19 protein-coding genes are annotated in these 20,205 nt (G+C 70.7%); 18 read left to right on the top strand and 1 reads right to left on the bottom strand.

Annotated elements, in window-relative coordinates:
- The first annotated feature begins 48 nt into the window (after positions 1–48).
- The 9 genes from argS (at position 49) to prmC (ending at position 11,795) form a co-directional block, all read left to right on the top strand.
- Positions 49–1,719: an arginine--tRNA ligase gene (argS, locus tag DEI84_RS10890; RefSeq protein ID WP_110890836.1), complete on the top strand. Its 1,671-nt coding sequence runs from the start codon at positions 49–51 to the stop codon at positions 1,717–1,719.
- Positions 1,720–1,721: 2 nt separating this feature from the next.
- Entirely contained in the window at positions 1,722–2,501 is a 780-nt protein-coding gene (locus tag DEI84_RS10885) for a hypothetical protein (protein WP_110890835.1), read from the top strand.
- Positions 2,502–2,568: 67 nt separating this feature from the next.
- Positions 2,569–3,990, top strand: a complete 1,422-nt coding sequence (lysA, locus tag DEI84_RS10880) for a diaminopimelate decarboxylase (protein WP_110890834.1) — start codon at positions 2,569–2,571, stop codon at positions 3,988–3,990.
- Positions 3,991–4,018: 28 nt separating this feature from the next.
- A complete protein-coding gene (locus tag DEI84_RS10875; protein ID WP_110890833.1) occupies positions 4,019–5,326 on the top strand; it encodes a homoserine dehydrogenase in 1,308 nt (435 codons plus the stop codon).
- Positions 5,327–5,398: 72 nt separating this feature from the next.
- A complete protein-coding gene (gene thrC, locus DEI84_RS10870) occupies positions 5,399–6,478 on the top strand; it encodes a threonine synthase (protein ID WP_110890832.1) in 1,080 nt (359 codons plus the stop codon).
- A 41-nt stretch (positions 6,479–6,519) separates the two neighbouring features.
- Positions 6,520–7,500 (top strand): homoserine kinase, encoded by a 981-nt coding sequence (gene thrB / locus DEI84_RS10865; RefSeq protein ID WP_110890847.1) that lies wholly within the window; start codon positions 6,520–6,522, stop codon positions 7,498–7,500.
- Between the two features lie 129 nt (positions 7,501–7,629).
- Positions 7,630–9,807: a transcription termination factor Rho gene (gene rho, locus DEI84_RS10860; RefSeq protein ID WP_110890831.1), complete on the top strand. Its 2,178-nt coding sequence runs from the start codon at positions 7,630–7,632 to the stop codon at positions 9,805–9,807.
- Positions 9,808–9,810: 3 nt separating this feature from the next.
- Positions 9,811–10,893, top strand: coding sequence for a peptide chain release factor 1 (prfA, locus tag DEI84_RS10855; RefSeq protein ID WP_110825118.1), 1,083 nt, complete (start codon positions 9,811–9,813; stop codon positions 10,891–10,893).
- A gap of 5 nt (positions 10,894–10,898) precedes the next feature.
- On the top strand, positions 10,899–11,795 hold the full coding sequence (prmC, locus tag DEI84_RS10850; protein WP_110890830.1) for a peptide chain release factor N(5)-glutamine methyltransferase: 897 nt from the start codon (positions 10,899–10,901) through the stop codon (positions 11,793–11,795).
- Positions 11,796–11,819: 24 nt separating this feature from the next.
- Here the strand turns inward: prmC and DEI84_RS10845 are convergent, their stop codons facing one another.
- A complete protein-coding gene (locus DEI84_RS10845) occupies positions 11,820–12,467 on the bottom strand; it encodes an HAD family phosphatase (RefSeq protein WP_258371758.1) in 648 nt (215 codons plus the stop codon).
- A gap of 38 nt (positions 12,468–12,505) precedes the next feature.
- On the opposite strand from DEI84_RS10845, the gene DEI84_RS10840 reads away from it, so the two are divergent.
- The 9 genes from DEI84_RS10840 to DEI84_RS10800 all read left to right on the top strand — a co-directional run bounded on the left by DEI84_RS10840 (position 12,506) and on the right by DEI84_RS10800 (position 20,178).
- Positions 12,506–13,180: an L-threonylcarbamoyladenylate synthase gene (locus tag DEI84_RS10840; RefSeq protein WP_110825226.1), complete on the top strand. Its 675-nt coding sequence runs from the start codon at positions 12,506–12,508 to the stop codon at positions 13,178–13,180.
- Complete coding sequence (locus DEI84_RS10835) at positions 13,177–14,430, top strand: MraY family glycosyltransferase (protein ID WP_110825116.1); 1,254 nt, start codon at positions 13,177–13,179, stop codon at positions 14,428–14,430. Before DEI84_RS10840 ends, DEI84_RS10835 begins: the two co-directional genes overlap by 4 nt.
- On the top strand, positions 14,427–14,906 hold the full coding sequence (locus tag DEI84_RS10830) for a hypothetical protein (protein WP_110825115.1): 480 nt from the start codon (positions 14,427–14,429) through the stop codon (positions 14,904–14,906). Before DEI84_RS10835 ends, DEI84_RS10830 begins: the two co-directional genes overlap by 4 nt.
- Before the next feature lie 104 nt (positions 14,907–15,010).
- Entirely contained in the window at positions 15,011–15,871 is an 861-nt protein-coding gene (atpB, locus tag DEI84_RS10825) for a F0F1 ATP synthase subunit A (RefSeq protein ID WP_258367554.1), read from the top strand.
- A gap of 61 nt (positions 15,872–15,932) precedes the next feature.
- Positions 15,933–16,169 (top strand): ATP synthase F0 subunit C, encoded by a 237-nt coding sequence (gene atpE / locus DEI84_RS10820; protein ID WP_058729232.1) that lies wholly within the window; start codon positions 15,933–15,935, stop codon positions 16,167–16,169.
- Between the two features lie 9 nt (positions 16,170–16,178).
- Positions 16,179–16,742 carry a F0F1 ATP synthase subunit B gene (locus DEI84_RS10815; RefSeq protein WP_110825113.1) on the top strand — a complete coding sequence of 188 codons (564 nt, stop codon included), beginning with the start codon at positions 16,179–16,181 and terminating at the stop codon, positions 16,740–16,742.
- Between the two features lie 2 nt (positions 16,743–16,744).
- Entirely contained in the window at positions 16,745–17,539 is a 795-nt protein-coding gene (locus tag DEI84_RS10810; RefSeq protein ID WP_110890829.1) for a F0F1 ATP synthase subunit delta, read from the top strand.
- 107 nt (positions 17,540–17,646) lie between these two features.
- A complete protein-coding gene (atpA, locus tag DEI84_RS10805; protein ID WP_110825111.1) occupies positions 17,647–19,275 on the top strand; it encodes a F0F1 ATP synthase subunit alpha in 1,629 nt (542 codons plus the stop codon).
- Entirely contained in the window at positions 19,276–20,178 is a 903-nt protein-coding gene (locus DEI84_RS10800; protein ID WP_110825110.1) for a F0F1 ATP synthase subunit gamma, read from the top strand. It begins immediately after the preceding gene.
- The last annotated feature ends 27 nt before the right edge of the window (positions 20,179–20,205 follow it).

The raw sequence follows: 20,205 nt of genomic DNA, 5'->3' as shown, positions 1-20,205 counted from the left end.
CCGGCGTGGTCCGGGTGGTCGCCGGGTGTCCCGGTAGACTCGATCGCCGTGACTCCTGCCGAACTCTCCGCCGCGTACCTGTCGATCCTCACGGGCATCGTCGAGCGCCGAGGCGCTGCCGACACCGTGACGGTCCAGGAGTCCCACGTGGCCCTGGAACGGCCGAAGAACCGGGCGCACGGCGACTGGGCGTCGAACGCGGCCATGCAGCTCGCGAAGCGTCTCGGGACCAACCCGCGCGAACTCGCGACGGAGATCGCCGGCGAGCTGACCGAGCTCGACGGCGTGGACTCGGTCGACATCGCCGGGCCGGGCTTCATCAACATCACGCTCGAGGCCGCCGCGGCCGGCGAGGTCGCACGCACCGTGGTCGACCAGGGCGTGTCCTTCGGGCACGGCGACCTCTACGACGGGGTCCGCATCGACCTCGAGTTCGTGTCGGCGAACCCGACCGGACCCATCCACATGGGCGGCGTGCGGTGGGCCGCGGTGGGCGACAGCTTGGCGCGCGTGTTCCAGGCGCAGGGCGGCCTCGTCACCCGCGAGTACTACTTCAACGACCACGGCAACCAGATCGACCGGTTCGCCCGCTCCCTCCTGGCGTCCGCGCTGGGGGAGCCGACGCCCGAGGACGGCTACGGCGGCGCGTACATCGGCGAGATCGCGGCCCGCGTGCTCGCGACGCTCGAGCCGGGTGTCGACGTCACGGGCATGCCGCGCGACGAAGCGCAGGAGCTGTTCCGGCGCGAGGGCGTCGAGTTCATGTTCACGGACATCAAGCGGTCGCTGCACGACTTCGGCGTCGACTTCGACGTCTTCTTCCACGAGAACTCGCTCCACGAGTCGAAGGCGGTCGACCGCGCGATCGCCCGGCTGCAGGAGCAGGGCCGGATGTACGAGGCGGACGGCGCCCTGTGGCTCCGGACGACCGACTTCGGCGACGACCGCGACCGCGTGGTCATCAAGTCGGACGGTGAACCCGCGTACATCGCCGGCGACCTCGCCTACTACCTCGACAAGCGCGAGCGCGGCTTCGAGCGGAACCTCATCATGCTCGGCGCGGACCACCACGGCTACGTCGGCCGGATGATGGCGATGTGTGCGGCGTTCGGTGACGAGCCGGGCGTCAACCTCGAGATCCTCATCGGCCAGCTGGTGAACCTGCTCAAGGACGGCCAGCCGCTCCGGATGTCGAAGCGCAACGGCACCGTCGTGACGATGGAGGACCTCGTCGACGCCGTGGGCGTGGACGCCGGCCGGTACGCGCTCGTGCGGTTCGCGAGCGACACGGCGATCGACATCGACCTCGACCTGCTGACCAAGCGCACGAACGACAACCCGGTCTTCTACGTGCAGTACGCCCACGCCCGGACGCAGTCCGTCGCCCGCAACGCCGCGGCGTCCGGCGTCGACCGCTCGGTGTTCGACGCGTCGCTGCTCACCCACGAGTCCGAGAGCGCCCTCCTCGGCGCGATCGCGGAGTACCCGCGGGTGGTCCGCCAGGCCGCGGAGCTGCGGGAACCGCACCGGATCGCCCGGTACATCGAGCAGCTCGCCGGCCTGTACCACCGCTGGTACGACTCCTGCCGCGTCACGCCGCTCGGCGACGAGCCGGTGTCGGACCTGCACCGCACCCGTCTCTGGGTGAACGACGCCACGGGCCAGGTGGTCCGGAACGGCCTCGGTCTGCTCGGCGTCAGCGCGCCCGAACGGATGTAGCGGTGACGTCCGCACCCGCCACCGGTCGGGGTCGGGAGCGTCGGGGCCGGAAGCGTCGGGGCCGGACGCTGGCGATCGTGCTGGTCGTCGTGCTCCTGCTCCTGGCGGTCGTCGTCGTGGTCGCCGAGTTCGTCCTCCGCGGGGTCGTCGACCGGACGATCGCGGACCAGGTCGAGCAGTCGCTGCCCGACGGCACGACCGGGACGGTGGACGCGCACGTGGACGGCGTCGTCATCCCGCAGCTGGTCGGCGGGACCTTCGACCGGGTGCACATCTCCTCGGACCGGTTGACGGTGGCGGGCATCCCGCTCGCGGCGGACGTGACCGCGCGCGACCTGCCGGTGGACGGCCAGGGCGCCGTGCACGACGTCGACGGCACGGTCCGGCTCGCGGCCGGGGCGGTCAAGGACCTGGCGGCCTACTCACCGCTGTTCGAACGACTCAGGCTCATCGACGGCGGCGTCGAGCTGCGGGGCACCACCTCGGTGCTCGGCTTCGACATCGGCTATGCGGCGGACGGCTCGGTCGCGGTGCAGTCCGACGGTCGGGGCGTCACGATCACGCCCGAGACCGTCCGCATCACCAACTCCTCGCTCGGGTTGGACCTCGACGACATCCCGGGCGTCTCGGACGTGCCCGTCCCGGTCTGCACGGCGCAGTTCCTGCCGGAGCAGCTCCGGGTCCGGTCGCTCCGGGTGACGGAGTCGGCGGCGACGGTGCGCGTCACCGCGGACGAACTCCCGCTCAGCGAGGACGGCCTGCGCACCACCGGCCGCTGCTGAGGACTCCGCGGGCGACGAGCGTCACATGCGCCGGGAGGCCCGTCCCGGCCGGATAGGATCGGGTCCCGTGAGCGAGAACCCCCTTGCGCCGCCGCGGCTGCGGTTCCCGACGGACGCGTCCGAACTCGTCGACCGCATCTGGCCCGCCTCCGCGACGCGGACCGACGACGGCATGCTGGCGATCGGCGGTGTCGCCGCGGACGCACTCGTGGCGCAGTACGGCTCACCCCTGTACGTCGTCGACGAGCGTGACGTCCAGTCGCGCGCCGTCCGCGTGCGGAACGCCTTCACCGACGCCTTCTCGCGGATCGGGACCCGGGCGCACGTCTACTACGCGGCCAAGGCCTTCTGGACGACACACGTCGCCCGGTGGATGGCCGACGCCGAGCTCCGTCTCGACGTCTGCACGATGGGGGAGATCGCCGTCGCGCTGGCCGCGGGCGTCGACCCGGCGCTGATGGGCTTCCACGGCAACGACAAGTCCGACGCAGAACTCGAGCGCGCGGTGTCGATCGGGCTCGGCACGGTCGTGCTCGACAGTCACGAGGAGATCGGCCGCGTCGCCCGCATCGCCGCCGAGGCCGGTGTCGTGCAGCGCGTGCGCATCCGGATCAACAGCGGGGTGCACGCCTCGACCCACGAGTTCCTGGCCACCGCGCGCGAGGACCAGAAGTTCGGCATCCCGCTGTCCGAGGCCGTGCAGGCGGCGACGGCCGTCCGTGCCGAGCCGTCCCTGGCGTTCGTGGGGCTGCACTCGCACATCGGGTCGCAGATCTTCGACGACAGCGGTTTCCGCGAGGCCGCCCGCCGGCTGATGGACGTGCACGCCACGCTCGTCGCCACCGGTCCGGTGCCGGAACTCAACCTCGGCGGCGGCTGGGGCATCGACTACACCGAGGCGGACGCGGCCCTCGCGCCCGAGGACGTCGCGGACGCCCTCGCCGCGATCGTCGCCGAGGAGTGCGCGTCCCGCGGCATCCCGGTGCCGGAGATCGCGGTGGAGCCCGGCCGCTACATCGTCGGCCCGCCCGGCGTCACGCTGTACCGCGTCGGCACGATCAAGCCCGTCACGGTCGAGACGGACGAGGGCACGTCGGCGACGCGCACCTACGTGTCGGTCGACGGCGGCATGAGCGACAACGTGCGGCCGGCGCTGTACGGCGCGGACTACACCGCACGCCTCGCCCGGACGTCGGACGCCGACCCGGTGCTGACCCGTGTCGTCGGGAAGCACTGCGAGAGCGGTGACGTCGTGGTCCACGACGAGTACCTGCCCGGCGACGTGCAGCGGGACGACCTGCTCGCGGTGGCCGCGACCGGTGCCTACTGCTGGAGTCTCGCGAGCAACTACAACCACGTCGGTCGTCCGCCGGTCGTCGCGGTGGCGGACGGCACGGCCCGTATCCTCGTGCGTGGCGAAACCGTCGACGACCTCCTCGCCCGTGACACCGGCGTCGCGCCGGTGCCCGACACCGGTGCCGCACGCTGACCACCCGACCCGGAGAGACACCCACCCGATGATCGAATACCGCAACGTCCGCGTCGCGCTGCTGGGAGCCGGCTCGGTCGGTTCCCAGGTCGCCCGACTCCTGCTCGAGCACGGCGAGGAGCTCGCGACCCGGGCCGGCGCCGGTCTGGAGCTGGTCGGGATCGCCGTCCGCGACGTCGAGGCGCAGCGGGACGTCGACCTGCCGCGTGACCTCTTCACGACGGACGCGGAGTCGCTCATCCTCGGGGCCGACATCGTGGTCGAGCTCATCGGCGGCATCGAGCCGGCGCGCACCCTCGTGCTGCAGGCCCTGCAGTCCGGGGCGGACGTCGTCACCGGCAACAAGGCGCTGCTCGCCACGCACGGCCCGGAGCTCTTCGCCGCAGCCGAGCAGGTCGGCGCACAGCTCTACTACGAGGCCGCCGTCGCCGGCGCGATCCCGATCATCCGACCGCTGCACGACTCGCTCGCCGGGGACCGCATCGAGCGGATCATGGGCATCGTCAACGGCACGACCAACTTCATCCTCGACCTGATGGACCGCGAGGGCGCGACCTTCGACGACGCACTGGCGACCGCGACGGAGCTCGGGTACGCCGAGGCCGACCCGACCGCCGACATCGAGGGCTACGACGCCGCGCAGAAGGCGGCGATCCTCGCGTCGCTCGCGTTCCACACCTCGGTCCCGCTCGCCGCCGTGCACCGCGAGGGCATCACCTCGGTGACGATCGAGCAGGTCCGCGCCGCCCGCAAGGCCGGCTACGTCGTGAAGATCCTCGCCACGTGCGAGCGCCTCACCGACGCCGAGGGTCGCGAGGGCGTCAGCGCCCGCGTCTACCCTGCGCTCGTGCCCGAGTCGCACCCGCTCGCGAGCGTGCACGGGGCGAAGAACGCGGTGTTCGTCGAGGCCGAGGCCGCCGGCGACCTCATGTTCTACGGCGCCGGCGCCGGCGGGGTGGAGACGGCCTCCGCGGTCCTCGGTGACCTCGTGTCCGCCGCCCGTCGCCACGTCATCGGCGGTCCGGGTGTCGCGGAGTCGACGCAGTCGGCACTGCCCGTCTTCCCGATCGGGACGGTGCGGACCCGCTACCAGATCGCGCTGCACGTGTCGGACGCCCCCGGCGTGCTGTCGACCGTCGCCGGGGTGCTCGCGGCGCACGGCGTCAGCGTCGAGACCGTCGAGCAGACCACCACGGGTGCCGTCGAGGGGACCGCGACGCTCGTCATCGGCACGCACCTCGCCCGTGAGGCCGACCTGGCCGACACCGTCGTCGCGCTCCGCGGCGAGGACGTCGTCATCGACGTGACCAGCGTGCTGCGCGTCGTCGGCGCCTGACGCGACTCCGAGCCTCCCGACCGACCAGCCGACCCAGACCAGACCGCCCCACCGGACAGAGAGAGAAGCCTGATGGCCCACCAGTGGCAGGGAGTCCTGCGCGAGTACGCCGACCGACTCGACGTGACCGACGCGACCCCGATCGTGACGCTCGGTGAGGGCGGCACCCCGCTCATCCCGGCGCGACGACTCTCCGAGCGCACCGGCGCCCAGGTGTACGTGAAGTACGAGGGCATGAACCCGACCGGCTCCTTCAAGGACCGCGGCATGACGATGGCGATCTCGAAGGCCGTCGAGCACGGGGCGAAGGCCGTCATCTGCGCCTCCACCGGCAACACGAGCGCCTCGGCGGCCGCGTACGCCACGCACGCCGGCATCACCGCCGCGGTGCTCGTGCCCGAGGGCAAGATCGCGATGGGCAAGCTGAGCCAGGCCGTCGCGCACGACGCGCAGCTGCTGCAGGTGCAGGGCAACTTCGACGACTGCCTCGACATCGCGCGGGACCTGTCGGCGAACTACCCGGTGCACCTGGTCAACTCGGTCAACAACGACCGCATCGAGGGGCAGAAGACCGCCGCGTTCGAGGTCGTCGACGTCCTGGGGGACGCGCCGGACTTCCACTTCCTGCCGGTCGGCAACGCGGGCAACTACACCGCGTACTCGCGCGGGTACCGAGAGGACGTCGCCTCGGGCCGTTCGTCGCGGATGCCGCGGATGTTCGGCTTCCAGGCAGCCGGCTCGGCCCCGATCGTGCACGGTGAGGTCGTCCGGCACCCGGAGACCATCGCCTCGGCGATCCGGATCGGCAACCCGGCGTCGTGGCAGCCTGCGCTCGAGGCCCGGGACGAGACCGACGGCTACTTCGGTGCGATCTCCGACGAGGCGATCCTCGCTGCGCACCACATCCTCTCGGCAGAGGTCGGCGTGTTCGTCGAGCCGGCGTCGGCCATCGGCGTCGCCGGACTCCTCGAGCGCGCCGACGCGGGCGTCGTCCCGAAGGGCGCGACCGTCGTCATCACGGTGACGGGCCACGGCCTGAAGGACCCGCAGTGGGCGCTCCGCACGCAGGACGGCGGCGAGGTCGCCCCGACCAGCGTGCCCGTGGACACCGCCGCGATCGCGGACGTGCTCGGACTGGTCAGCGCGCGGTGAGCGTCGACCGCTCGTCCGGACCGGGGGAGGGCGCGACCGCCCTGGAGGCTGTACCGGCCGGACGGGCGGTCCGGGTGCGCGTCCCGGCGACCTCCGCGAACCTCGGCCCGGGGTTCGACTCCCTCGGACTCGCGCTGTCGCTCTACGACGAGGTCGACGTCCGCGTCCGGCCCGAGCCGGGCGCGACCGTGACGATCGACGGCGTCGGCGCCGGTGAGGTGCCGACCGACGACACGAACCTGGTCGTCCGGGCCGTCCGCCGTGGCTTCGAGCACGCCGGCGTCCCGCAGCCCGGGCTCGAGCTGCACGCCACGAACGCGATCCCGCACGGCCGCGGCATGGGGTCGTCCGCCGCCGCGATCGTCGCCGGGCTGATGGCCGCGCGTGGGCTCCTCGCCGGCGTGGTCGACCTCGACGCGTCCATGCTGCTGAGCCTCGCCACCGAGATGGAGGGGCACCCGGACAACGTCGCCCCCGCGCTCTTCGGTGGTCTGACGATCGCGTGGATGACCGCCGACGGCCCGGCGTACAAGCGGTTGCTCGTGCACCGCGGGGTGTCGCCCGTCGTCTTCGTCCCGACGTCGACGCTCTCGACGAAGCTCGCGCGGTCCCTGCAGCCGATGACGGTGCCGCACGAGGACGCCGCCTTCAACGTCTCGCGGTCGGCGCTGCTCGTGGCGGCGCTCATCCAGAGCCCGGAACTGCTGCTCGCGGCCACCGAGGACCGGCTCCACCAGGCCTACCGCGCGAGCGCGATGCCCGAGACGGACGCCCTGATCGGGCTCCTCCGGCAGCACGGTCTGGCGGCCGTCGTCTCGGGCGCCGGGCCGAGCCTCCTGGTGTTGGGGAGCGACCCGGCACAGCGGCTCGCGGCGGCCGGACTGGTCGAGCGACACGCCGAGTCCACCTGGCGTGCGCTCATGCTGGCCGTCGACCTCGGTGGTGCTACAGTGAAGCCGCACCCGACGCTCGAAGCCGAACTCGCGGAGGCGTCGACCACCCCAGGTCGACCGCCACGCTGATCCGGTGCGTGGGGCACTCTCTCCAGATCACCGTTCCCGGTCCGTCGTCTGAACGACGGCCGTTGCACATCCGCGACGGGAACGGTGGAAACTCTCCGCGTTCTGCGGTCGGAAGGAACCATCAGCATCGTGACCGACGTCACCACCTCCACCGGTTCGGTGGAGATCCCCACTGACCTGCGCGCGCTCCGTCTCCCGGAGCTCCAGCGCATCGCCTCGTCCCTCGGCATCACCGGGCTCTCGAAGCTCCGCAAGGGCGACCTCATCGCCTCGATCGAGGACAAGCGTCCGGCCGAGGCGCCCGCCACGGTCACGCCGACCCTCGACGGTGCCGGCACCGGCACCCCGGTCGCGGACACCACCGAGCAGGTCGCTGCCGCGGAGCCCGCGCAGCAGGCGCCGGCGGAGCGCGACGAGCAGCCCGCCGCACCGGTCGCCGAGGCGCCGGCCCGCGGCCGCCGCAACCGCCGTGCCTCCTCCGGTGGCACCGTCAGCGCCGAGCCGACCGCCGCGGCCTCGCACACGAACGCCGGCCACACCGGCACCGAGGACCTCCTCGCCGGGCTGGACCAGGTCCGCGCCGAGAAGGACGCGCAGGAGGCCGCCCAGACCGGTCAGCGTCGTGGTCGCGGTCGCGACCGCCAGGCGCAGCAGGCCGACGGCCAGGAGGCCCGGGGCGCCACCGCGGAGGTCCAGGTCCCGGCCGCGGACGCCGCCGAGCAGGGCGACCAGGACGTCGCGCAGCAGAACGACGGCCAGCAGGCCGACCAGTCCGACCAGGGCGACCAGGCCGAGGGCGGCGCTCGTCGCGGCCGTCGCAGTCGCGGTCGCGGTCGTGGTCGCGGTCAGAACGGCGACCAGGCCGAGCAGAACGGCCAGCAGCCCGAGGCCGACAAGGCCGAGCCGAAGCAGCAGCAGAACGGCAAGCAGCAGAACGCCGACAAGGGCGAGCAGAAGCAGAACGGCCAGCAGAAGCAGGCCGAGCAGCAGCGTGGCGACCAGCAGCGTGGCGACCAGCAGCGTGCCGACCAGCAGCGCGCCGCCGAGCAGGAGGCCGAGAACGGTCGGACCCGTCGCCAGCGTGACCGCAAGCGTGGTCGCGGCGGCCAGAACGACGAGTTCGAGCCCGAGGTCACCGAGGACGACGTCCTCATCCCGATCGCCGGCATCCTCGACGTCCTCGACAACTACGCGTTCGTGCGCACCACCGGCTACCTGCCGGGGCCGGAGGACGTCTACGTCTCCCTCGGTCAGGTGAAGAAGTACCACCTGCGCAAGGGCGACGCGGTCGTCGGCGCGATCAAGCAGCCGCGGAACGACGAGCAGCAGAGCCGTCAGAAGTACAACGCGCTCGTCAAGATCGACACGATCAACGGTCAGACCGCCGACGAGGCCGCGGCCCGGGTCGACTTCCAGGACCTCACCCCGCTGTACCCGAACGAGCGCCTGCGCCTCGAGACGGAGCCCGCGAAGATCTCGACCCGCATCATCGACCTCGTGTCGCCGATCGGCAAGGGCCAGCGCGGTCTCATCGTCTCCCCGCCGAAGGCCGGCAAGACCGTCGTCCTGCAGGCGATCGCGAACGCCGTCTCCAAGAACAACCCCGAGGCGCACCTCATGGTCGTCCTGGTGGACGAGCGTCCCGAAGAGGTCACCGACATGCAGCGCACGGTGAAGGGCGAGGTCATCGCCTCGACCTTCGACCGTCCCGCCGAGGACCACACCACGGTCGCCGAGCTCGCCATCGAGCGTGCGAAGCGCTTGGTCGAGCTGGGCCACGACGTCGTCGTGCTGCTCGACTCGATCACCCGACTGGGCCGCGCGTACAACCTGGCCACGCCGCCGTCGGGTCGCGTGCTCTCCGGTGGCGTCGACTCCGCCGCGCTCTACCCCGTCAAGCGCTTCTTCGGCGCCGCCCGCAACATCGAGAACGGCGGCTCGCTGACCATCCTCGCCACGGCGCTCGTCGAGACCGGGTCGAAGATGGACGAGGTGATCTTCGAGGAGTTCAAGGGCACCGGCAACATGGAGCTCCGCCTCAACCGGCACCTCGCCGACAAGCGGATCTTCCCGGCCGTCGACATCAACGCGTCCGGCACCCGTCGCGAGGAGCAGCTGCTCTCCGCCGACGAGGTCGCGATCACCTGGCGTCTCCGTCGGGCCCTCGCCGGGCTCGACCCGCAGCAGGCGCTCGACGTCGTCCTCCGGAACCTCAAGGAGACGCAGTCGAACGTGGAGTTCCTCGTCCAGATCCAGAAGTCGGTGCCGGCGACCAACGGTCACCACGGCAGCGGCCACCAGGAGTAACGCGTGTTCGAGTCGGTGGCAGGGCTGCTGGCGGAACACGAGGAACTGACGCAGCAGCTGTCGGACCCCGCGCTCCACGCCGACCCGGCCCGCGCCAAGAAGGTCAACCGGCGGTACGCCGAGCTGAGCCAGATCAAGGCCGCGTACGAGGGCTGGCAGGCGGCGGGGGACGACCTCGCCGCCGCCCGCGAGCTCGCGCGCGAGGACGAGGCGTTCGCGGACGAGGTCCCGGGGCTCGAGGAGCAGCTGGCGGAGCGCCAGGAGCGCCTCCGCCGGCTCCTCATCCCGCGCGACCCCGACGACGGCCGTGACGTCATCATGGAGATCAAGGGCGGCGAGGGCGGCGAGGAGTCCGCGCTGTTCGCGGCCGACCTGCTCCGCATGTACTCGCACTACGCCGAGGGCAAGGGCTGGAAGGTCGAGATGCTCGAGCGCACCGAGTCCGACCTCGGTGGCTACAAGGACGTGCAGGTCGCGATCAAGTCGAACGCGACCGACCCGTCGCAGGGCGTGTGGGCACACCTCAAGTACGAGGGCGGTGTGCACCGCGTCCAGCGCGTCCCGGCGACCGAGTCGCAGGGGCGCATCCACACGTCGACGACCGGCGTGCTCGTCTTCCCCGAGGTGGACGAGCCGGAGGAGGTCGAGATCAACCAGAACGACCTGAAGATCGACGTGTACCGCTCCTCCGGTCCCGGCGGACAGTCGGTCAACACGACGGACTCCGCGGTCCGCATCACGCACCTCCCGACGGGGATCACGGTCGCGATGCAGAACGAGAAGTCGCAGCTGCAGAACCGCGAGGCCGGCATGCGGGTCCTGCGGGCCCGCATCCTCGCGCGCCAGCAGGAGGAGCGTGACGCGATCGCCTCCGACGCCCGCAAGTCGCAGATCCGCGGGATGGACCGTTCGGAGCGCATCCGGACGTACAACTTCCCGGAGAACCGGATCGCGGACCACCGCACCGGCTACAAGGCGTACGACCTCGACCGTGTCATGAACGGCGCACTCGAACCGGTCGTGCAGTCCGCCATCCAGGCCGACGAAGAGGCGCGCCTGGCCGCCCTCGGCGACCAGGACGCCTGATCGGCGTGTCCGGCTGGGAGGCCCGCCCCACCTCGGGTCCCCGGCCCGCGTTCACCGCCGACCGGCTCCTGCGTGAGGCGGCAGCGGCCCTGGCCGCGGCAGGCGTCCCGACGCCGCAGGTCGACGCGGAACTCCTGTTGGCCTGGGCGACGGACACGTCGCGGGGTGCCGTGCAGGCGCGTGCGATGACCGGGGGAGCGATCGCCGAGGGACACGTCGAGCGCTTCCGGCACGCCGTCGCCCGTCGCGTCACCCGTGAACCGCTCCAGCACGTCACCGGCGAGGCGCACTTCCGCGCGCTGACCCTGTCGGTCGGCCCGGGCGTGTTCGTCCCGCGGCCGGAGACCGAGTCGGTCGTCCAGTTCGGCATCGACGCGCTCCGGACGACCGCGGTGCCCGAGCCGATCGCCGTCGACCTCGGGTCCGGGAGCGGTGCGATCGCCATCGCGATGGACACCGAGGTGCCGAACGCCGTGGTCTACGCGGTCGAACGCTCGCCCGAGGCCCTGCCGTGGACGCGTCGCAACGTGGACGCACACGGCGGAACGGTGCACCTCGTCGAGGGCGACCTCGCCGACGCGCTGCCGGAGCTCGACGGCCGGGTGTCGGTCGTCGTGTCGAACCCGCCGTACGTGCCCGACGACGCGGTCCCGATCGACCCCGAAGTCCGCGACCACGACCCGGCGCTCGCGCTGTACGGCGGACCGGACGGACTCGACGCCGTGCGGGCCCTGACCGAGACCGCGTGGCGCCTGCTCGTGCCCGGCGGACTGCTCGTCGTCGAGCACGCCGAGCAGCAGGGTGCCGGCGTCCGCGCGGTGCTCGCCGCCCGGGGCTTCCGGTCCCCGGAGACGCACGTCGACCTCACCGGACGCGACCGCACGACCACCGCGACGCGCTGACCGGCGTGTGCCGGGCGGCGCCTCCTAGACGACCGGTGCCGTCTCGTGGGCGGCGACGAACGTCCGCACCGCTCCCCGCAGGTCGGTGTCGTGCTCGACGAGCACGGCGGTGATGCCGACGCTCCGTGCCCCGGCGACGTTCTCGGGCATGTCGTCGGCGAAGAAGGTGCGCTCGGCCGGGACACCGTGGTGGGCGAGCACGCGCCGGAACACCTCCGGATCGGGCTTCCGTGCGCCGAACGCGCTCGTGGTGTCCAGGTGCTCCTCGAACAGCGGCGGCAGGGACGGGGCCCATCGGTGCAGCCACCGACCGGCGAGCGGGCCGTTGTTGGTGAGCAGCGCGACCCGACCGTGCTGCTTGGCGATCCGCACCGCCTCGACCCGGTCCGGCAGCTCGGTCATCGCCGCTCCGCGGATGCGCGCCCACTCCGTCTCGGGGACCGGGCACCCCATGGCCTCCTCGAAGGCGGCGAGGTAGGCGTCGGCGTCCGCGAAGTGCCCGGCCTCGGCCCGCTGCTCGTTCCCGGTGTCCCACCAGCGGCGGCGGAGCTCGGTGAAGTCGTGCCCGGTCAGCTCGGTCAGCCCGGCCATCCGGGTCGTCCAGTCGTAGCGGACGAGGACGTCGTCCATGTCGAAGAGGAACAGGAGTGGGGGCGCGGGCGTCTCGTTCACGATGCCTCCTATCCTCGCGCACTATCATCGTGCAGGTCATGGCTTCCCGATACGACTGTTCCGACCCCGACGGGCTCCTGACCGGCATGCGGCTCGCACGGACCGCCCTCGGTCGGGGCGAACTCGTCGTCGTGCCCACCGACACCGTCTACGGCGTCGCGGCGGACGCGTTCAGCGCCTCGGCCGTGCAGCGCCTGCTCGACGCGAAGGGCCGGACGCGGCAGTCGCCGCCGCCGGTGCTCATCCCGGGCGTCGCGACGCTCGACGCGCTCGCCAGCGAGGTCCCCGAGCCGGTGCGCCAGCTCGTCGATGCGTTCTGGCCCGGTGGTCTCACCGTGATCCTCCGTGCGCAGCCGTCGCTCGACTGGGACCTCGGTGAGACGCGGGGGACCGTCGCGCTCCGGATGCCGGACTCGCGCATCGCCCTCGAGCTCCTGCGCGAGGTCGGTCCGCTCGCGGTCTCCTCGGCGAACTCCACCGGCGACCCGGCCGCGATGGACGTCGACGACGCCGAGCGCATGCTCGGTGACAGCGTCGCGGTCTACCTCGACGGCGGAGCGCTGGCGCCGCACGACGGTGCTGCAGCGTCGACCGGTTCCACCATCGTGGACGCGACCGGTCTGTCCGCGGGGGAGGGCCTCCGCATCGTCCGCCACGGTGTGATCCCGGACGACGAGATCAGACGGGTCGTCGGGGACGACCTCGTCCGGTGAAGTTCTACCTGCTCGCGGGGGTCATCTCGGCGGTCGTGAGCTTCCTCGTCAGTTGGCTCGTGTGGAAGCTCGGGATCAAGTACAAGTGGTACCCGAAGGTCCGTGAGCGGGACGTGCACCGGACGCCCACCCCGCGTCTCGGGGGCATCGCGATGTTCCTCGGCGTGATCGTCTCCCTGCTCTGCGCGTGGTTCCTCTTCCCGGCGATCGCGGGACAGGACTACTTCCGGCTCGTCTTCGGCGAGCCGGGGCGGGTGATCGCCGTCCTGGCGGGCGCGACCATCATCGTCGTGCTCGGCGTCGCGGACGACATCTGGGACCTCGACTGGATGACGAAGCTCGCCGGACAGATCATCGCCGCGGGGATCCTCGCCTGGCAGGGCGTCGCGATCGTCTCGCTGCCGATCGGCAACACGCTCGGCGTCGGCTCGTCCTACATGAGCCTCATCTTCACGGTGCTCGCGGTCGTGCTCGTCATGAACGCGGTGAACTTCATCGACGGGCTCGACGGACTCGTGGCCGGGGTCGCGATCATCGCGGGCGGGGTGTTCTTCCTCTACACGTTCTTCATCAACCGCGTGGTCGTGGAGACGGAGTTCTTCTTCAACCTGCCGTCGCTGCTCACCGCGGTGCTCGTCGGCGCCTGCGCCGGGTTCCTCGTGCTCAACTGGCACCCCGCGAAGCTCTTCATGGGGGACGCCGGCGCGCTGCTGGTCGGGTTCCTGATGGCGACGAGCGCGGTGTCGATCACGGGCAACATCGACCCCGCAGCCGTCCGGACCCGGACCGACCTGCTGCCGGCGTTCATCCCGATCCTGCTGCCGTTCGCCATCCTCGTCGTGCCGATCCTCGACTTCGGCCTGGCCGTGATCCGACGGGTGAGCGCCGGGAAGTCGCCGTTCTCCGCGGACCGGAAGCACCTGCACCACCGCCTGCTCGACATGGGGCACTCGCACTTCCACGCGGTGCTCATCTTCTACGCGTGGACGGCAGTGGTCGCCTTCGGCTGCCTGCTCTTCCTCTTCGTGAACTGGTGGTGGGTCGCGGCGTTCGTCGCGGTCGGGTTCACGGTGTGTGCCATCGTGACGTTCGCCCCACTCGGCCGGAAGCGGGTCGAGATCGCGGCGCAGACCACCGCGTCCGCCGGTGCGCCGTTCGACGCCAGCTACGACCCGCTCGACCGTGCCGCCGCCGTCCGGGACCCGCGACCGCGGCCCCGGCCCCGCTCGACCCCTGGAGACCCATCGTGACCGCACCGAACGCGCTCGACCACGTCCGGCCGGTGTTCCGCCGCATCCTCGTGCAGGGTGCCGGCCTCGCCGCCGCCCTCGCGCTCGTCGGCGGTGTCGTCGGGTGGTTCGTCGCCGGTGGCCCCGGCCTGACCGGCGGGCTCATCGGCGCCGTGATGAGCGTCGTCTTCTGCGGTCTGACCGCGGTGAGCGTCCTCCTCGCGATCCGGTTCTCGGGCGGACAGATGGTCTCCGGTGCGTTCTTCGGCACGATCATGGGGACGTTCCTGGTCAAGTTCGTGCTCTTCATCGTCGTCCTCGTCGCGCTCAAGGACCGGGACTGGGTGGACACCCCGGTGTTGGCCGTCGCGATCATCGTCGGCGTCATCGGGTCGCTCGTGATCGACGTCACGGTCATCGCGCGGTCCCGGGTCCCGATCGGGGTGTCCCTCCCCGGAGACCGGACGGACGCTGGGGATCGCGACCCGGCTGCCTGAGAGCCCGAGAAGCCGCGCACACCTGATACGCTTCTGGAGCCCGCTGCCGGAGCACGAGCTCGGACGGGCAAGCCTCCACTTCAGTCCACCTCCGCGTGCCATGCGTGCGCGCCCCGACACAGGAGACAGCGCTGCTATCCCACGCTCTTCCCCTGTCCCTCATCGCTGCGGGTAACCCCGTCGCGGCGGGGAGCAGCAAGGCCGCCGAGTTCCATGGTCCGTCGATCAACGAGTTCTTCCCGGACCCGATCTTCTTCGCCGGTACTGCGTTCGAGATGGACCGCATCGTCCTCATCCGCTTCTTCGCGGTGGCCGTGCTCCTCGTCTTCGCGTTCGCCGGAACCCGCGCGCTCAAGCTGGTCCCCAACCGTGGACAGGCCTTCATCGAGTACGCCTTCGACGTCGTCCGTCGCAACACCTTCGACAACCTGGGGGAGAAGGACGGCAAGCGCTTCCTGCCGCTCCTCGCGACGATCTTCTTCGGCGTCCTGTTCATGAACCTCACGGGTCTCGTCCCGTTCATGAACATCGCCGGCACCAGCCGCATCGCGATGCCGATGATCCTGGCGATCGTCGCGTACGTCGCCTTCATCTACGCGGGCCTGCGCAAGCACCCGGGCACGTTCCTCCGGAACTCGCTCTTCCCGCCCGGTGTCCCGTGGCCGCTCTACCTGATCGTGACGCCGATCGAGCTCGTCTCGACCTTCGTCCTGCGTCCGATCACGCTGACGCTGCGACTCCTGATGAACATGGTCGTCGGCCACCTGCTCCTCGTCCTGTTCTTCTCGGCGACCTGGTTCTTCTTCTTCGACGCGGAGAGCCTCTTCAAGCTGTTCGGCGTCGGGACGCTCGCGTTCGGCATCGCGTTCAGCTTCTTCGAGATCCTCGTCGCGCTCCTGCAGGCGTACGTCTTCATGCTGCTGACGGCCGTCTACATCCAGCTCGCGCTGGCTGACGAGCACTGACACCCTTCTGACCCCCTACGGGGCCGGCGACCGTCGGACCCGCACCTCGAAAGGAAAACACGTGGACGCAACGACCGTTCTCGCGGAGATCAACGGCAACATCGCGACGGTTGGCTACGGCCTCGCTGCGATCGGTCCGGCCATCGGCGTCGGCATCGTCGTCGGCAAGACGATCGAGTCCGTCGCTCGCCAGCCCGAGCTCCAGGGCCGCCTGACGACCCTCATGTACATCGGTATCGCCTTCACGGAGGCCCTGGCCTTCATCGGCATCGCGACGTACTTCATCTTCACCGCGTAAGGCTCTTCGATGCAGACTGCACTCATCATCGCGGCGGAGGAGACCCACAATCCGCTGATCCCACCGGTGTACGACATCGTGTGGTCCGCGGTGGCCTTCGTCATCATCTTCATCGTGATGTGGCGTGTCGTCACGCCGCGCATCACGAAGATGCTCGATGAGCGCACCGAGGCCATCGAGGGCGGCATCAAGAAGGCCGAAGCCGCCCAGCAACAGGCCGCTGCTGCGCTCGACGAGTACAACAAGCAGCTGGCGGACGCGCGTGCCGAGGCATCGCGCATCCGTGAGCAGGCCCGTGCCGACGCGACCGCGATCGGCAACGAGGTCCGCGAGCAGGCCACGGCCGATGCCGCACGCATCACCGCGAACGCCCAGGCGCAGATCGAGGCCGAGCGCCAGAGCGCGCTCCAGTCGCTCCGCACCGAGGTCGGCACGCTCGCACTCGACCTCGCGTCGGGTGTCATCGGCGAGTCCCTCCGGGACGACGCCAAGGCGACCGCCGTCGTCGACCGCTTCCTCGCCGACCTCGAGTCGTCGAAGGGCGCCCAGACGGCTGCCGGAACGGAGCACTGAGCATGCGTAGCGCCACCCGCGAAGCGATGTCGTCCACCCGGGCGGCCCTCGCAGACCTCGGCGGCGCCGTCGACCTCACGGTCGGGACGGAGATCTTCGCCGCAGGGCGTGCGATCGCCCGTGCGCCGCAGCTGCTCAACCTGCTGGCGGACCCGACGGCCGACACCGCCGGCAAGAAGGTCCTCATCGACCGCGTCTTCGCCGGTCAGAGCGACGCCTCGCGCGCCGTCCTGAGTGCGGTGGCCGGGTCGCGCTGGTCCTCCCAGGGGGACCTGCTCGCCGGCATCGAGGACGCGGCCGTCCGGGCCGTGGCAGCGACGGCGGACCAGTCGACCTCCATCGAGGCCGAACTGTTCGCCTTCGAGACCGCGGTCCGTTCGGACGCCGGCCTCGAGCTCGCGCTCGGGACCAAGCTCGGCAGCCCGGACCAGAAGGGCTCGCTGGCCGAGCGTCTTCTGGGCGGCAAGGTCTCCGTGCAGACGATCACGATCGTGTCGAACCTCGTGCAGCAGCCCCGCGGCCGCCGCATCGGTGAGATCGTCCGTGACGCCTCGCGGATCGTCGCCGACCAGGCGGACAAGCTCGTCGCCACGGTCATCACGGCAGCCCCGCTGTCCGACGAGCAGGCGGCTCGCGTCGCCCGCGGCATCGGCGAGCGGTACGGCCGGGACATCAGCGTCAACCAGGTCGTCGACCCCACCGTCCTCGGCGGGGTCCGGGTGCAGGTCGGCGGCGACGTCATCGACGGCACCGTCACGTCCCGGCTCGCCGACCTCCGTCTCCAGCTCGCGCGCTGAGCGTACGGTCGAAGACGCCCCACCCAAGTCCACAACGGGAACTGTCGTCCGCGGCAGCATCACCCTCTCGGAGCCGAAGGGCCCCGGAAAACCACAAGGAAAATCCCATGGCAGACATCACCATCAGCCCCGATGAGATCCGTGATGCCCTGAAGGACTTCGTCTCGAACTACGAGCCGACGAAGGCCTCCACGGCCGAGGTCGGGCACGTCACCGACGCCGGTGACGGAATCGCCCACGTCGAAGGCCTCCCCGGCGTCATGGCCAACGAGCTCATCCGCTTCGCGGACGGCACGCTCGGCCTGGCGCAGAACCTGGACGAGGACGAGATCGGCGCCATCGTGCTCGGCGAGTTCGGCGGCGTCGAGGAGGGCCAGGAGGTCACCCGCACCGGCGAGGTCCTCTCCGCGCCCGTCGGCGACGCCTTCCTCGGCCGCGTGGTCGACCCGCTCGGCGCTCCGATCGACGGTCTCGGCGAGATCGCTGCGGAAGGCCGTCGCGCCCTCGAGCTCCAGGCCCCGGGCGTCATGTCCCGCAAGTCGGTGCACGAGCCGCTCCAGACCGGCATCAAGGCGATCGACGCGATGATCCCCGTCGGCCGCGGTCAGCGTCAGCTGATCATCGGCGACCGCCAGACCGGCAAGACGGCCATCGCGATCGACACGATCATCAACCAGAAGGCCAACTGGGAGTCCGGCGACGTCGACAAGCAGGTCCGCTGCATCTACGTCGCGATCGGCCAGAAGGGCTCGACGATCGCGTCCGTCAAGGGTGCGCTCGAGGACGCCGGCGCGATGGAGTACACCACCATCGTCGCCGCCCCGGCATCCGACCCGGCCGGCTTCAAGTACCTCGCCCCGTACACCGGTTCCGCCATCGGTCAGCACTGGATGTACCAGGGCAAGCACGTCCTGATCATCTTCGACGACCTGTCCAAGCAGGCCGAGGCGTACCGAGCCGTGTCCCTCCTCCTCCGTCGTCCGCCGGGACGCGAGGCCTATCCGGGTGACGTCTTCTACCTGCACTCCCGCCTGCTGGAGCGTTGCGCGAAGCTGTCCGACGAGCTCGGCGCCGGTTCGATGACGGGCCTCCCGATCATCGAGACCAAGGCGAACGACGTCTCGGCGTACATCCCGACCAACGTGATCTCGATCACCGACGGCCAGATCTTCCTGCAGTCGGACCTGTTCAACGCGAACCAGCGTCCCGCCGTCGACGTGGGCATCTCGGTGTCCCGCGTCGGTGGTGACGCGCAGGTGAAGTCGATCAAGAAGGTCTCCGGGACGCTGAAGCTCGAGCTGGCGCAGTACCGCTCGCTCGAGGCCTTCGCGATGTTCGCGTCCGACCTCGACCAGGCGTCGCGCCGTCAGCTCGACCGTGGTGCCCGTCTGACCGAGCTGCTCAAGCAGCCGCAGTACTCGCCGTACCCCGTCGAGGAGCAGGTCGTCTCGATCTGGGCCGGCACCAACGGCAAGCTCGACGAGGTCCCCGTCTCCGACGTGCTGCGCTTCGAGGGCGAGCTGCTCGAGCACCTGCGTCGCAACTCGGACGTGCTCACCACGCTGCGTGAGACGAACCAGCTCAGCGACGAGACCGTCGCCGAGATGTCGAAGCAGATCGACGCCTTCACGAAGGGCTTCCAGACCAGCGACGGCAAGACCTTGGGCTCCGAGAACGTCGAGTCCGCTTCGGCCGACGACGTCGACCAGGAGCAGATCGTCAAGGGTCGTCGCTAGATGGCGGCACAGGTCCGGGTCTACCGACAGCGCATCAAGTCGGCGAAGACCACCAAGAAGGTCACCCGCGCGATGGAGTTGATCTCGGCGTCGCGGATCCAGAAGGCCCAGGCCCGCATGGCCGCGTCCGGCCCGTACTCGCGGGCCGTGACGCGGGCGGTGTCGGCCGTGGCGACGTTCTCGAACGTCGACCACGTGCTGACCACCGAGCCGGCGACGTCGACGCGTGCAGCCGTGGTGCTGTTCACGTCGGACCGGGGCCTGAACGGCGCGTTCAGCACGAACGTCCTCAAGCAGGGCGAGGAGCTCGCCTCCCTGCTCCGCAGCGAGGGCAAGGACGTCGTCTTCTACCTGGTCGGACGCAAGTCCGTCGGGTACTTCGCGTTCCGCGAGCGTCCGTCCGAGCGCCAGTGGGTCGGCAACACCGACCAGCCGGAGTTCTCGACGGCGAAGGAGATCGGCGACGCGGTCGTGTCGAAGTTCCTCCAGGACACGGCTGAGGGCGGCGTGGACGAGATCCACATCGTGTTCAACCGCTTCCTCAGCCTCGCCACGCAGGAGCCGCAGGTCGTCCGGTTGCTCCCGCTCGAGGTCGTCGACGGGGTCGAGGCCCCGTCGAACGACGAGCCCCTCCCGCTGTACGAGTTCGAGCCGGACGCGGACGCAGTCCTCGACGCCCTGCTCCCGGTCTACATCGAGAGCCGCATCTTCAACGCCATGCTGCAGTCGGCCGCTTCCGAGCACGCCGCCCGCCAGAAGGCGATGAAGTCGGCGAGCGACAACGCCGACTCGCTGATCCGCGACTTCACCCGACTCGCCAACAACGCGCGTCAGGCCGAGATCACGCAGCAGATCTCCGAGATCGTCGGCGGCGCCGACGCACTCTCGTCGAAGAAGAAGTAGTGGTCCGCGCAGCTCGCGGACAGAACC

Origin of the sequence: Curtobacterium sp. MCBD17_023 (genome assembly GCF_003224415.1) — a bacterium.
In the GTDB taxonomy this organism is placed as follows: domain Bacteria; phylum Actinomycetota; class Actinomycetes; order Actinomycetales; family Microbacteriaceae; genus Curtobacterium.
Note: the sequence above shows the minus strand (reverse complement) of the source record. Positions and strands in the feature narration are given on the sequence as shown.